Here is a 13,493-nt window from a genome sequence, read left to right as displayed (position 1 = left end):
CATTTATTTAATTAATCTTAAAGTATGTACCACTACACTAATTAAATTTTTTCACACAAAAGCATAGAGATTTTTTTTCAGTTTTACTGATTTAATTTAAATAACTTCTAAAAATTGACTTGGAACATTATTGGTCAACCAAACTCCATTATCAGCCAAATAAAATTTAAAACCTTGTTGATACATTGCTAGTGCATTAATTCTTAATACAATTGGTTTGCCATGACGTTTACCAACGGTTACAGCTGTTTTTTCATCACATGAAATATGAACATAATGACGTTTGCCTGCAATCAAACCTTGCTGAAAAATTGAATCAAGAAAATGAGTTGCTGTACCATGATATAAATGTTCAGGTGGGATTTTTTCAATATACGCTATATTAACTTGATTAGTTGAATGCCCTTGTGCTGCACGAATTTTTAAATTATCTTCGGACAGAGTAAAGCGTTTTTTATCATTTGTTCTAACGATTTCGGTAATTAAGTCTTGAGAAAGGTACATACGATGTTTCTTCGCTTGCCGAATTAAAACATCTATCCTAACCCAACCATTACTATCTAATGTGATTCCTATGGATTCTGGTTTATGCCTTAAAACATAGCTTAGAAATCTACTAATTTTATCTAAATCTTTACTCGTATGATTAATGTTTAATTTTTTGCTCATGTGTTTAATATTTGAATTGTTAAATAATAGGTTAGATTTTATCTTTTATTAATAGTATTACAAAGAATATTTAGAATATTATAAAAATATACTAAAAATTATCAAGCACATATAATCATATAAAATTCAAAAATATTCATGAAATGCTATGCACTTCTAAATTATTTTTACCAAAAATATCGACTAACCAAATCTCAAAGATACCCGCTACAACTATCAATAACCTATTATTAATTTATTCTAAATAGTTTGTGTACTTAACTATCAAAAGGATTAGCAATCTTTATTTGATAAATGGTTAAATTCTAATATTAATTAAAGCGGTAAAGATAATAATGAATTGTTTAAAACAACTATTATCAGAAAAAGAAATATCTGATTATGTGCCAGATCATGCAGTTAAATCTACTGAGTGGATAGCTAGTTTTATTATTTCTTATAATAACAATTTTTATAAATTTTTAAACTTAGTGAGATAGATGTTAATGACCATAAACTATCATTCAGAATTAGTTGGACTATTTTTTGGAATATGCAAAAAAATTCCTTAATACATTTGTTAATCATTGTGCTAAAGAATTAACTCAAGAGAAAGTCAAAAATTAAAGAATATATTGAAATATCTTATATTATGAACAAAAAATAGAGGAAGCAAAAAAAGACCAACTGGGTCTTTGTCTAATTAATTTTCATGGTTAGAACCAGATTAGAGAGAATGTTTTTAGTGTAATATTCATATATTTGGTGATAAAATAGACAATAAACAGTTTTTAATTTAAGCAACTTCATTAGATCCCTTTTTTTATCTGGCTTTTTGGAATAGTTATCTAGAGCTTATGGCGCTATTGAAGTTATATTTACCGATAATTTTTTTAAGTTATTTTCTTTCATTTTGATCTGATAAGTAAGTCAAACACAATTACTGTTTTATTTTGAAGCAATATAAATAAGTATTAATTAGTATTTTGATAATTACTAAACCTGCTACGCAAAGCTTTATATCCACTATTACTGTAAGAGTCGTAAATTTCGTTAGATAAGAATTAATTGACAATAAAATTAATAATTTGATGAAGGAGAAAGTAAGATGAAGAAGTATAGAAAATATTTAGCATTATTGTTTGTATGTATAGCGATACCTTTACTGTTGTTTTTGATTATTTTAATTACAAGTTTAATATCTTCAATTTTGCTTTATTTTAAAACAAATCAATTTGTAATTAACACTGAAGATATATATATAGCCTGCAAAATAGCGCCTTTAGGTATTCCAATCGGGATCGGTCTTTGGTATTTAGAATGCCGTCGTTTAGGAATTAAGATGTTTGGCTAATAATTAAGATCCCAGCCTAAAAACTGGGATTTTTTATATTTGCGATTCACTTACTAAGTTCATCGATAATCTAGCTGGCTTGAATGAACTATGACAAGCCTAGTAGATAAAATAAAGTGGCATGATTCACAACAAATACAGCAATATTTGGCATTACCATCGTTTATTACATATAGGGTAGATATGACAATATATTTAAAGAAATTAGTCAGATGGCTTTGTGGAATTTTACGATCTAGTATTAGACCATTATTTATTTCGATTATGATGATCAGTTATTTAATGAAACAGTGTATTTAATTGAGTGATTTTAAAAATATTCCAAACTATTTTTTTTATCAGTTTATTGGCGTAATATAGTCGTTACGCCTTACTTAGCTAGCAAACTTATTTAGCGTATACCTTAATTTTGCTAAGTGAGTAATTGAATTATTAAATAACTAAAAGGGGTTAATGATGAAATTAATAGTCGATAATATGAGTTGCCAACATTGTGTTAATACCATCACCAAAGCAATCAATGCTATCGATCCTAAAGCGAAAGTAACTGTAGATCTTACTAAGCATGAAGTTGATATAGAAGGCGGTACAATCTCACAAGAAGCAACAATTGCAGCAATTAATGACGCTGGATTTGAATTTGTGGGTATTTCATATTAGAAATTAATAATATCTACTTTGGTATTAATAAATTTAGGCGATTAAGTTGAAAAATCGCCTTTTTTATATCACAGAATAATTTAAGAAACGTTAAAGAAAATTCTTTAAAAATATTTAATAAATTACATTTATTTTTGTAAAAATTATTCAGGAGTCTATATCGTCACAAATGTATAGGTGACTTAAATTCAACTCTTATTTATGATAAATCTAAAAAGAGTAGCGGACTTGTTATAAGTGATAACAATAGGAAAAAATTAAATATTTTTCTAATAAAAACTTAAACTCGCCGATAATTACAATACAAGTTATAAAAATCATGATGATCAAAATAGTACAAAAATCTAAACCTAAAAATCAATAAAACGTATATAAATAGCGTTTATCAAAAAATAACTGAATATTTTGACTTAACTTGGATAAGTTGATTTTTTTCGACTCCCTAGAACGATATAAACATTCTTTGTTAAATAACTGGTAATGAAAATATCTTGGATAAACTACTTCTAATTAATATGATGCATTACCTTAAAAAATAATAATTATGTTTTATAAGGTAATAACTTATTATCAATTTATAATGAAACGATATAGACTCCTGAATAATTTTTACAAATGTGACAGTTTTTACTGAAACGTATGCGTTATCTGAAACTTTTTAACAAATTTGTCTTATACAAAATTTCTTATTCTATTTAAAATATTAATTCATCTTGATTTTTGTTATGGTGTTGGCATAATCATTTAAATAATAGCTGATTTTAAAAGGATTTATAGGATGAATAAAAAAAAGTTATGCATTACTGTAGTTTCAATGGCTTGGTTGTCTGCCGTTTTTGCTGTGAATGCTTATCAGATTGAATGTCCAAAAGAACTCAAAGTCAAAGAATCTGTCGAAAATCTTCCAGATGGCTGGGAAGTTGTTGAGAGTGAAGATAGTACTTTGTATGAGCCTTCCGACATATCCGTCTATTACGATAAACCAGTTAAAATGCTCTTACAAAAACCCCAAGAAACTTTAATCGGTCGTAAAAATTGGGGTAGTCAGTACGAGCTTACCTGGCTGGTAAGTCCACCTTTTGATGACGTGCCATTTTATGCCGACTGTAGTTATGATGGAACTTTTATCCAATTGATAAAAAAAATTGATCGTTCGGTGAATGTTTGTAAGGGCTTTTATTCTGAGGATAAATACGGCAAAGTAGAAAATAATATTGTTTCACTTGACTGTACCAATAATGAAACAAACAATACAAATAATTAGGTTGGAAATTTATTATCAAATTTCTTAAAAAATTAATTATAACTATCTAATATTGTTGTGTAATTGGTGTAATTATTTGCAATATTAATTGTTTTTCCTATTTATTAATAGCAAAGACAATATTTAGAGGAAAATAGAATATGAAAGGAAAAAGATTATACAGTACGATGATAGCCATTGCTTGTTTAGCTAGCGTTTTTAGTGTGAATGCGTATCAGATTGATTGTCCAAAAGAGATGTCATTTAAAATAAAATTTGAAGAAATACCAGAAGGATGGGAAATTTCTGAAGATAAAACTTATACTTCATCTTTTTCTACTTTGGGTCTTTTTCATGATAAACCTGCTCTTAAAGCTTCACTGGTACCGGCAAAAGGCACAATTGATGGTCAACAACAGAAATTAATATGGGAAGTGAATCATGTTAAAGATACCGTTCCTTATTATGTTGTTTGTCAATATGGGAGCGGAGTTGCAATCACCAAAAAGATAGATCTTTCAATGAAGAGTTGCTGGGCTGTCTATTCAGAAGATAAAGATGGCAAACAAGGCGCGCTTCACTGTAGTGTGAATGAAGCTAAGAATCTGCATTAGTTTTTTTGATGTTCCAATCTTCAATACAAAATCATATTTGAACAAAAGGGCAGATCAAAGCCCTTTAAATCACAATTCGTATTTTTAAGAATTTTTCTTAAAGATAGGGTGCTTTTGAATCATGTTAGATGTAATCACGGTTTTAATTCTTATATTTTTCATGGTTTTTAGTCATTGGATATTAAAAAGAAAACCGATTCTGTTTATTAATTGAAATTCAGATAATATTAAATATTTATACCGAGCAAGTGTGAGGTTATGTTTAAAAAACGTATTAACCATTTTTTCGGCACACTTGTTTCAGTATTTATTAAAAAATTTAATCTACCACCATCGATAAAAGTGGTGCGTTGGACCAATTCCATTACCAATCTTTAAATCATCTGCATGAGTAATTGCGCCTTGCAAGTAATCTTTCGCTTGATGTATGGCATCTTCTAAACAATGTTTAGGCAACAGTGCCGCAATTGCTGCCGATAATGTGCAGCCCGTACCATGAGTATTTTTAGTTTGGATTCGTGGTGATACTATTCTAATCGTTTGCATTGGAGTTATTAAATAATCAGGGCTTTCTTGACTTGGTAAATGGCCACCTTTCATTAATACTGCTTTACAACCTAACTTCAATAACTCATGACCTTGTAGTTGCATTTGATCTTCATCCTTTGCTTCCTCACAATCTAGTAAAGTTGCTGCTTCTGGAATATTAGGTGTTATTACCGTTGCTAAAGGTAATAATAGTTCACGAATTGCGCTAACTGCCTCAGGTTTTAACAGCGAATGTCCTCCCTTAGCAATCATTACCGTGTCTAGCACAATGTTGGCAATAGGATTATTGTTTAGCAGATGATAAACAGTAGTTACAATCTCTTTATTCATTAGCATTCCTATTTTTACGCTATCAATTTTTATATCGTGATACAGCGTATTAAATTGTTCAGCCACAAATGTAGGATCGATTGCCAATACGCTATCAACTCCTTGGGTACTTTGTGCGGTAAGAGCTGTGATTACTGACATTCCATATGCTCCGAGAGCTGAAAAGGCTTTTAAATCTGCTTGGATACCTGCACCACCACTTGGATCAGAACCGGCAATGGTTAAAGCAACAGTTGTCATAGTATTACCTCTTATTTATTTTTAGCTTGTTGTACTTTTTCAAGTAACGATAGCGTGGCTTGTTGAATATTTTTTTGACCACAAATTGCCGAAACAACAGCAATTCCCTCAATACCGCTTTGCAATATTGCGGTAGCATTATTGATATTAATACCACCTATTGCTACAGCAGGGCACTGTTTTAGCCTAACTAATTGGGTTAATTGTGGCATACCCATTGCCGGTGCAGCATCTTGTTTTGTTGTGGTAGGATAAATTGGACCAATTCCAATATAATCGACAAGTTGCCATGAGACTTCATCAAGTTGTTGGCGATTAGCAACCGAAAATCCTAACCATTTGTTATTGCCAATTAATTTGCGAGTAACATCGACAGGTAAATCGCTTTGCCCAATATGGACACCATCAGCATCAATTGCTAGTGCAATATCAACATGATCGTTAATAAATAAAGGAACGTGCGTATCGCTTAACGCTTCTTTTAATGCTAATGCAGCGTAATACCAATTTTTACCAGAAAATTCATGTTCTGATCTTAATTGGACTGCGGTTACTCCGTTAGCAACTGCGATTTTAGTGGTTTCTACCATGCCATTAATACCACCACATAAAATTGGATCTAAAACTAAATAGAGACTTAAGTCGAGTCGTTTATTCATCTGATTTCCTTATATATGTGATGGGTTAAATAGTGAAAGCTGATCTATCAGTGATACAGCGTAAGTGCCTAATCCTTGTTGTTTGTTGCCAAGTTCTCCAGCTTTTTTCATCATAAAACAGGCTGATGCTGTAGCAAGTAAGGTATTGGTTGAACCAGCAATAAAAGCTGCAACCATGGCTGATAGCGAGCAGCCAGTACCAGTAATTTTAGTTAATGCTATATCCCCGCCTGTGATGCTGTAAGTTTGTTTACCGTCAGTAATATAATCAACATCTCCAGTAATGCTAACGATGGTTTGATGTTTTTGTGCAAGCTGTTTAGCCGCATTTAAGGCTGATTCAGTAGAATCTTGACCATCAGGACCTTTGGATGATGAGTTATCACCATTTAAGGCTAATATTTCTGAAGCATTACCACGAATAACGGTAGGTTTAAAACTAATTAATTGATGCACAATCTCGGTACGATAAGCAAGTGCTGGTCCTACTGCGACCGGATCGAGTACCCATTGTATGTGATTTTTTTGGGCACTGGCAGCTGCTAATAACATGCTTTCTGCGCTATTGCTATCAAGGGTGCCAACATTGATTAGTAAACTATTGGCAATTTTTACAAATGAGGCAACTTCTTGCTTAGCAATGACCATTGCTGGTGATGCGCCAATTGCTAATAATACATTCGCTGTAAAATTTTGAACCACATCATTAGTAATACAGTGTACTAATGGATGATGTTGTTTTACATGATCGATAAAAGGTCTTACTTGGGATATTTGCAGGGCTTGAGTGGCAGACATATTCTTTCCTTACAACAATTTATAAAGTTAACTAAGGGAAGAGTGTGCCAATTGAGGATTTTCAAGGCTTAGACTTCCCTACGCTGGTATAATCCAGATCAGGTTCAACGGGTAAAATCTCAGTTTTTTGTAAGCAACAAAAAACACCCCGAGTCAAAAGAGCTTTTATTATGGACTGACTAATGATTTAACACAAGTTATTGTAATAATTTTTCTATATCAGTTATGTCACGTCGGTCAGGTAAGAAGATGATGAGATGATCATTACTTTCGATGGTTAAATCTGTATTAACGATAATCACATCTTCGCCACGGACTACCGCACCAATGGTAGCACCAGAAGGTAATTTTAAGCCGTTGATATTTTTACCCACCAATTTGGAATTTTCTTTATTCCCATGAGCAACCACTTCGACAATTTCAGATTCGCCCTGTCTTAAAGAGACAACTTTAACAACTCCTGTTTGTCTTACATGGCTTAATAGCTCTGAAATAGTGGCATGTTGTGGTGAAATAGCAATATCAATAACGCTATCATTAATCAGTTCAAGGTAGGCTTGCTTTTGAATTAAAACAATAACTTTTTTAGCGCCCATTCTTTTAGCTAACATTGATGACATTATATTAGATTCATCGTCACTTGTTACAGCAATAAACAGATCCGTAAGTTCAACTTGTTCTTGTGATAGCAGTTCTTGATCTGACGATTCACCATGTAAAACAGTGGTATTAACTAGTTGTTCAGCAATTAACTCGGCACGTTCAGCATTACGTTCAATTAATTTAACTTGATAGTCATTCTCTAAACGTTTAGCTAAAGCAATCGCGATGCCACCGCCACCACTAATTATAATTCGTTTATAAGGTTTTTCTAACCGCTGTAATTCACTTGTAACTGCTTTGATATTGCTAGGCGGGGTAATGAAATAAACCATATCACCCGCTTCAATGAGGGTGGAGCCTAATGGACGAATAAAGCGATTTTTTCGATATATTGCAACAACTCTCGCTTCAACATGTGGTAGGTGTTCTTTCAGTTCAGACAACTCACTTCCGACTAAGGCACCACCATAGTAGGCTGTCACAGCAACTAAACATACACGATTATCGTAAAAAGAGGCAAACTGTAATGAGCCTGGATATTGTACTAACTGACTTACGTGATTGGTGATCAGATTTTCTGGGGCAATAATATGATCGATATTAATGCAATCTTTATTGAAAAATGGATATTTCTCGTCGTTATATTCTGGTGCACGAATGCGTGCGACTTTTTGCGGAATATTGAACATAACGTGACCTATTTGACAGGCCATCATATTAACTTCGTCCGAATTTGTGACGGCAACCAACATATCAGCCGATTCAGCACCTGCACTTTCTAATACTTGCGGGTAAGATGATTTGCCACAAATGACTTGTAAATCAAAACGTTCTTGTAAAGATTGCAATTTGTCGTGATCTTCATCGACCACAGTAACATCGTTTTGTTTTTCGGTAACAAGGTATTCAGCTAAAGCACTGCCTGTTTGTCCGGCACCAAGAATAATAATCTTCATAACTAACCCATATATTTAGATGGCTTTAATCGTTACTCACAAAATTCGTTGATTAAAGCCAATCTATACTATTTTTTGTGATAGTTAGTGATTTTAAGTTATAACTATCAGTTTGTGGTTTAGCAGTTAATGGTTTATTGTTTATAAAAAACAGTTTATTAAAATTGTTTATACAAAACCAATTGCATCATAAACCTTTTTCAAGGTTGGTTCGGCTTTTGAACGTGCTTTTTCAGCACCTTCTTGCATGATTGAATGTAAGTAATTTTCATCATCACGATATTGGTGATATTTAGCTTGTAACTCTGTTAGCATATCAATCACTTGCGTTGCCACTTCGGTTTTAAGATGTCCGTACATCTTGCCTTCAAACTCTTTTTCAAGTTCAGCAATCGGTTTACCTGTAATACCTGTTAATATATCGAGTAGGTTTGATACGCCAGTTTTATTTTTTAAATCATAACGTACAACTGGTGGTTCGTCAGAATCGGTCATAGCCCGTTTGATTTTCTTTTCCACATCTTTAGGATTTTCGAGTAAACCAATCACATTATTGCGGTTTTCATCTGATTTAGACATTTTTTTTGTTGGATCTTGTAATGACATCACTCGTGCACCAACTTTAGCGATAAACGGTTCAGGCACAGTGAAAATATCGCCATAAAGTGCATTAAAACGCATAGCAATATCGCGCGATAATTCAAGATGTTGTTTTTGATCATCTCCAACTGGTACCAAATTGGCTTGATATAATAAAATATCGGCAGCCATTAGAACAGGATAATCAAATAGACCTGCATTGATGTTTTCAGCATGGCGAGCTGATTTGTCCTTAAACTGTGTCATTCGACTAAGTTCACCAAAATAGGTGTAACAGTTTAATGCCCAACCCAGTTCAGCATGAGCGGGCACATGGGATTGTACAAAAATAGTGCTTTGCTTTGGATCGATACCGCAAGCTAAATATAAAGCTAATGTATCAAGAGTCGCTTTGCGCAATTTTTGTGGATCTTGACGTACAGTAATTGCGTGCTGATTGACGATACAATAAACGCAATCATATTCGTTTTGCAACGCTACCCAGTTTTTTAAAGCCCCTAAATAGTTGCCAAGTGTTAGTTCGCCTGATGGCTGAGCGCCACTAAATACAATCGGTTTACTCATAATTTATTCCTAATTTGGTTATTTTTTATCTTTGCTCATTATTTTTTAGCTTCAGCTTTGGGCTGAGGTAATAAGGTTAATATATCTTTAAAATCATCAAATAAAAAATCGGGATTGCTTGTTGCAATCGAGATGCCATAATTATATCCATAGGTTAGTGCAACCGTCGGGCATTTGGCATTTTGCGCGGCAGTAATATCGTTTTTAGAATCTCCTACAAACAATAATTGATCGCTAAATAAACCAAAGGTTGCCATAACTTGGTATAACGGCGCTGGATGAGGTTTTAATTTAATAACATCACCACCACCAAGCACTAAAGAAAAATACTCTTTTATGCCAAGCGATGATAATAGGGCTGGCAAGAATTGGGCTGGCTTATTGGTCACGAGTGCTAGTGGATATTGATTCTCATGCAATGTTTTTAAGGTTTCTTTTACATGTGGAAACAGCTTGGTTTCTGCGTCCATGACTTTATCATAATGTTTATTAAATAGAGCTTTAGCTTGAGCAAGTTGTTCTGCAGATGGAATCACATTAATCGCTTTGAAAACACGCTCTAACATTACATCAATACCATTGCCAACAAAGTTTTTTATTTGTTCATTTGTTATTGTGTCGAGATTTAAATCTGCAAGCATGTTTTGTGCAGCAAGTGCAAGTCCTGGCACACTATCAACCAGTGTACCATCTAAATCAAAGGCGATTGCTTGAATATCTTGTAATTTATGCATGTGTTACTCCTGCTAACTGTTGGCGCATAGCGTCAATTACCGCTTTGTAATCTGGTTCACCAAAAATAGCCGAGCCTGCTACAAACATATCGGCCCCAGCTTTGGCAATTTCGGCAATGTTATCAACTTTTACTCCTCCATCGACTTCTAAACGAATATCTCGTCCTGAATCAATAATGCGTTTTTTGGTTTGTTGTAATTTTTTAAAGGTGGATGGAATAAAAGATTGTCCGCCAAAACCAGGATTAACGCTCATTAATAAAATAATGTCAATTTTATCAATTATATAATTTAAACAATCTAAAGAGGTGGCTGGATTAAGTACAATACCAGCACTACAACCATGATCTTTAATTAACTGTATCGAGCGATCCAAATGGATGGTTGCTTCTGGATGAATAGAAATATTAGTGGCCCCCGCTTTAGCGAAAGAAGTAATTAATTCTTCGACCGGTGAAGCCATTAAATGTACATCAATGGGTGCTGTGATCCCATAGTCACGTAACGCTTTACAAAACATTGAACCCATGGTTAGATTAGGTACAAAATGATTATCCATTACATCAAAATGGATAACATCGGCACCTGCATCAAGTACTTTTTGAGTATCTTCACCAAGACGAGCAAAATCAGCGGATAATATGGATGGAGCAATAATAAATTCTTTCATAAACTACCTCTAAATAATCATCTTTACATATAAGCCTACTCATGACTTTTTATATAAAGCTAGAATTTCATCAATCTTTTTTCTACTTCCACCCGCACAACTGATTGAGCGACGCATTTCAGCTCGATAAAGATGACTTGCCTTATTATATAGCGTCATGGTGTAATCAGTATAATGGTTAGACACCAGTACGGGTATATTTTTTTTGTATGCCACTTTTTCCGCTAATTTAGACAAATTTTCGTGCTCTTCAAAGCCAAAAATATTGGAATAATAAGAGGTAAATCCTCCTGATTTATTAGGTGGAATATAAGGTGGATCACAATATATCACCGAATTTTGTTCAGCCTTTTTCATGACTTCGTGATAAGGAGCACAAATAAACTCTGCCTTTTGCGCTTTTTCAGCAAAAAAGTAGAGCTCTTTTTCGGGAAAATAGACTGTTTTATATCGACCAAAGGGTACATTGAATTTTCCATTGCTATTATAACGACATAAACCGTTATAACCATGTCGATTAAAATAGACAAAGAGTAACGATCTTAAATACTGATCGTTGCTACCATTAAATACGTCTCTAAGTTGGTAAAATGCCTCAGGCTGATTATTTTGCTCATTAAATAATAGTCTAAGATCATTAATAAATTGATCAGGGTTTGTTTTTAGTAGTTTAAATAGTGCAATTAAATCATGATTGATATCAGCTAAAATATAACTTTTGTAATCGGTATTTAAAAAAACAGAACCTGCGCCAACAAAAGGTTCAATTAATTGCTCCCCTTCTGGTAGATATTGCTTAATGGTGTCTACAAGCGCATATTTTCCTCCGGCCCATTTTAAAAAGGCTCGTTGCTTCTTCAACGGTTGCTCCTATTTTTTCGTTGCTAGTAGGATAAATGGACGATATCCTTTATTAATTTACTATTTTTTCTTTATTAACTGCTGCTCCCGATTTAACCCATGGTTTGTCTTTTTGGAGAGCAGGTGGTAGTGATTTGATTGCTTTATGAGCCTCATCAAGTGATGAATAATTACCTTTAACTAAAATAAACCATTTACCATTGCTGTATTGAGTTTCATAAATCTGGTAATCCGTTATTTTATTTTGTGTAACAAATTTTTTTAAGCCCTCAGCCGACCTAGATGCAGTAATTTGAATCACATAATGATCATCTTCTATCCTAAATTTTTTTATTAAGCTATTGTTGTCATCGTTTAGATTAGCTACCTTTTTAGTTGGTTTTTTTTCACCTTCATGATTGGCATTTGACGCCATATTTAGGTTATCAGTTGAGTTTATACTACTACTGCTATTTTCAGATGGTTTTGGCTCATCAGGTTTAGATGGAGTTGATATTTCTGAATTCGCTAAAGAACTATCAGGCGCCTCTCCATTATCTGTAACATTGAGCTGTCCATCATGAGCAGCATTAGTCGTATCCGTATCATCTGTTGAAGCAACACCGTTAACCACAGGAGGTGTTAATGGTGTTGGTTCACTTTTTTGTGATGGTCGAAAGACAATCAAGCTAAGTAATAAAAAAATAATTAGGATTATCAAACAGCAAATAATAAGTTTTTTCTTAGGATAATTTTGAAGAAAATCTGGTAATTTTAGTGGGAGTGATGAATCCTTGTTAGGTTGTTCTGATATATAACGATCGTCTTTATCTACACGCATATTTACTCCTTAACCTATCAAAAGATTTATAGCCTCACAAAGTACCATTATTTCTAAAATAAGCGACTTAAATTTGCTCTATTTTCTCAATAATATAATTTGCAACACCTTTAGCACTTTGCTCATCAGTTTTGATTGTAATATCCGCAATTTCTTCGTAAAGAGGTTCGCGTTCTCCAGCAAGTTCTTCATAAAGTTCTCTTGGAGTATTACCGCCTTGTAAAAGTGGTCGACGTTTATCTTTTTGTGTTCTAGCCATTTGCTTTTCAATGGTAGTTTCAAGATAAACAACAATGCCACGGGCCGATAGTCGATTACGCGTCTCTTTCGATAATACTGAACCACCACCAGTAGCAAGTACTACACCTTGTTTTTCAGTCAATTCATTAATAACTTTTTCTTCTCTGGCTCGGAATCCGTCTTCACCCTCTAAATCAAAAATCCATGCAATATCAGCGCCTGTACGTTTTTCAATCTCTTGGTCTGAATCAAAAAATTCCATGCCTAGCTGTTGTGCAATCTGTCGGCCTATTGTGCTTTTTCCTGCCCCCATTGGGCCAATTAGAAAGATATTTCGCTTTTCTGCCATT

At 33.5% G+C, this 13,493-nt stretch carries 15 protein-coding genes and 1 riboswitch; of the genes, 4 read left to right on the top strand and 11 right to left on the bottom strand.

Features of this window, described 5'->3' with window-relative positions; all coding sequences use genetic code 11:
- Window positions 1-96: 96 nt before the first annotated feature.
- Complete coding sequence (locus GAPWK_RS10660) at window positions 97-669, bottom strand: RNA 2'-phosphotransferase (protein ID WP_025316214.1); 573 nt, start codon at window positions 667-669, stop codon at window positions 97-99.
- Between the two features lie 1,087 nt (window positions 670-1,756).
- Here GAPWK_RS10660 and GAPWK_RS10655 point away from each other — a divergent pair.
- From GAPWK_RS10655 to GAPWK_RS10640, 4 genes are all read left to right on the top strand, one after another.
- Entirely contained in the window at window positions 1,757-2,002 is a 246-nt protein-coding gene (locus GAPWK_RS10655; RefSeq protein WP_025316213.1) for a hypothetical protein, read from the top strand.
- A 456-nt stretch (window positions 2,003-2,458) separates the two neighbouring features.
- Window positions 2,459-2,662, top strand: coding sequence for a heavy-metal-associated domain-containing protein (locus tag GAPWK_RS10650; protein WP_202961648.1), 204 nt, complete (start codon window positions 2,459-2,461; stop codon window positions 2,660-2,662).
- 778 nt (window positions 2,663-3,440) lie between these two features.
- Window positions 3,441-3,926 carry an STY0301 family protein gene (locus GAPWK_RS10645; RefSeq protein WP_025316211.1) on the top strand — a complete coding sequence of 162 codons (486 nt, stop codon included), beginning with the start codon at window positions 3,441-3,443 and terminating at the stop codon, window positions 3,924-3,926.
- Between the two features lie 140 nt (window positions 3,927-4,066).
- Window positions 4,067-4,519: an STY0301 family protein gene (locus tag GAPWK_RS10640; protein ID WP_025316210.1), complete on the top strand. Its 453-nt coding sequence runs from the start codon at window positions 4,067-4,069 to the stop codon at window positions 4,517-4,519.
- Between the two features lie 324 nt (window positions 4,520-4,843).
- Here the strand turns inward: GAPWK_RS10640 and thiD are convergent, their stop codons facing one another.
- From thiD to aroK, 10 genes are all read right to left on the bottom strand, one after another.
- Window positions 4,844-5,638 carry a bifunctional hydroxymethylpyrimidine kinase/phosphomethylpyrimidine kinase gene (gene thiD, locus GAPWK_RS10635; protein WP_025316209.1) on the bottom strand — a complete coding sequence of 265 codons (795 nt, stop codon included), beginning with the start codon at window positions 5,636-5,638 and terminating at the stop codon, window positions 4,844-4,846.
- An 11-nt stretch (window positions 5,639-5,649) separates the two neighbouring features.
- Complete coding sequence (gene thiE / locus GAPWK_RS10630) at window positions 5,650-6,297, bottom strand: thiamine phosphate synthase (protein ID WP_025316208.1); 648 nt, start codon at window positions 6,295-6,297, stop codon at window positions 5,650-5,652.
- 9 nt (window positions 6,298-6,306) lie between these two features.
- Window positions 6,307-7,095 carry a hydroxyethylthiazole kinase gene (gene thiM / locus GAPWK_RS10625; RefSeq protein WP_025316207.1) on the bottom strand — a complete coding sequence of 263 codons (789 nt, stop codon included), beginning with the start codon at window positions 7,093-7,095 and terminating at the stop codon, window positions 6,307-6,309.
- Between the two features lie 58 nt (window positions 7,096-7,153).
- Window positions 7,154-7,256: riboswitch (TPP riboswitch) on the bottom strand.
- Window positions 7,257-7,292: 36 nt separating this feature from the next.
- On the bottom strand, window positions 7,293-8,654 hold the full coding sequence (gene trkA, locus GAPWK_RS10620) for a Trk system potassium transporter TrkA (protein ID WP_025316206.1): 1,362 nt from the start codon (window positions 8,652-8,654) through the stop codon (window positions 7,293-7,295).
- Between the two features lie 168 nt (window positions 8,655-8,822).
- A complete protein-coding gene (gene trpS / locus GAPWK_RS10615) occupies window positions 8,823-9,818 on the bottom strand; it encodes a tryptophan--tRNA ligase (protein WP_025316205.1) in 996 nt (331 codons plus the stop codon).
- Between the two features lie 38 nt (window positions 9,819-9,856).
- Complete coding sequence (locus GAPWK_RS10610) at window positions 9,857-10,552, bottom strand: phosphoglycolate phosphatase (RefSeq protein WP_025316204.1); 696 nt, start codon at window positions 10,550-10,552, stop codon at window positions 9,857-9,859.
- The gene (rpe, locus tag GAPWK_RS10605; RefSeq protein WP_025316203.1) at window positions 10,545-11,222 is read right to left on the bottom strand and encodes a ribulose-phosphate 3-epimerase; all 678 of its coding nucleotides are present in this window, start codon (window positions 11,220-11,222) and stop codon (window positions 10,545-10,547) included. Before rpe ends, GAPWK_RS10610 begins: the two co-directional genes overlap by 8 nt.
- A 39-nt stretch (window positions 11,223-11,261) precedes the next feature.
- The gene (locus tag GAPWK_RS10600) at window positions 11,262-12,083 is read right to left on the bottom strand and encodes a Dam family site-specific DNA-(adenine-N6)-methyltransferase (RefSeq protein ID WP_025316202.1); all 822 of its coding nucleotides are present in this window, start codon (window positions 12,081-12,083) and stop codon (window positions 11,262-11,264) included.
- Between the two features lie 52 nt (window positions 12,084-12,135).
- Window positions 12,136-12,903 carry an SPOR domain-containing protein gene (locus tag GAPWK_RS10595; protein WP_025316201.1) on the bottom strand — a complete coding sequence of 256 codons (768 nt, stop codon included), beginning with the start codon at window positions 12,901-12,903 and terminating at the stop codon, window positions 12,136-12,138.
- A gap of 67 nt (window positions 12,904-12,970) precedes the next feature.
- Window positions 12,971-13,492, bottom strand: coding sequence for a shikimate kinase AroK (gene aroK / locus GAPWK_RS10590; protein ID WP_025316200.1), 522 nt, complete (start codon window positions 13,490-13,492; stop codon window positions 12,971-12,973).
- Window position 13,493 lies beyond the last annotated feature (1 nt).

Source organism: Gilliamella apicola (assembly GCF_000599985.1).
GTDB classification, from domain to species: domain Bacteria; phylum Pseudomonadota; class Gammaproteobacteria; order Enterobacterales; family Orbaceae; genus Gilliamella; species Gilliamella apicola.
Note: the sequence above shows the minus strand (reverse complement) of the source record. Positions and strands in the feature narration are given on the sequence as shown.

Bases quoted from the DNA above. Each gene is read 5' to 3' on its own strand.
- GAPWK_RS10610 (WP_025316204.1), bottom strand. From the start codon at position 10,552: ATGCATAAATTACAAGATATTCAAGCAATCGCCTTTGATTTAGATGGT.
- thiD (WP_025316209.1), bottom strand. From the start codon at position 5,638: ATGACAACTGTTGCTTTAACCATTGCCGGTTCTGATCCAAGTGGTGGT.
- aroK (WP_025316200.1), bottom strand. From the start codon at position 13,492: ATGGCAGAAAAGCGAAATATCTTTCTAATTGGCCCAATGGGGGCAGGA.
- GAPWK_RS10640 (WP_025316210.1), top strand. From the start codon at position 4,067: ATGAAAGGAAAAAGATTATACAGTACGATGATAGCCATTGCTTGTTTA.
- thiE (WP_025316208.1), bottom strand. From the start codon at position 6,297: ATGAATAAACGACTCGACTTAAGTCTCTATTTAGTTTTAGATCCAATT.
- trpS (WP_025316205.1), bottom strand. From the start codon at position 9,818: ATGAGTAAACCGATTGTATTTAGTGGCGCTCAGCCATCAGGCGAACTA.
- rpe (WP_025316203.1), bottom strand. From the start codon at position 11,222: ATGAAAGAATTTATTATTGCTCCATCCATATTATCCGCTGATTTTGCT.
- GAPWK_RS10595 (WP_025316201.1), bottom strand. From the start codon at position 12,903: ATGCGTGTAGATAAAGACGATCGTTATATATCAGAACAACCTAACAAG.
- thiM (WP_025316207.1), bottom strand. From the start codon at position 7,095: ATGTCTGCCACTCAAGCCCTGCAAATATCCCAAGTAAGACCTTTTATC.
- GAPWK_RS10645 (WP_025316211.1), top strand. From the start codon at position 3,441: ATGAATAAAAAAAAGTTATGCATTACTGTAGTTTCAATGGCTTGGTTG.
- GAPWK_RS10660 (WP_025316214.1), bottom strand. From the start codon at position 669: ATGAGCAAAAAATTAAACATTAATCATACGAGTAAAGATTTAGATAAA.
- trkA (WP_025316206.1), bottom strand. From the start codon at position 8,654: ATGAAGATTATTATTCTTGGTGCCGGACAAACAGGCAGTGCTTTAGCT.
- GAPWK_RS10650 (WP_202961648.1), top strand. From the start codon at position 2,459: ATGAAATTAATAGTCGATAATATGAGTTGCCAACATTGTGTTAATACC.
- GAPWK_RS10655 (WP_025316213.1), top strand. From the start codon at position 1,757: ATGAAGAAGTATAGAAAATATTTAGCATTATTGTTTGTATGTATAGCG.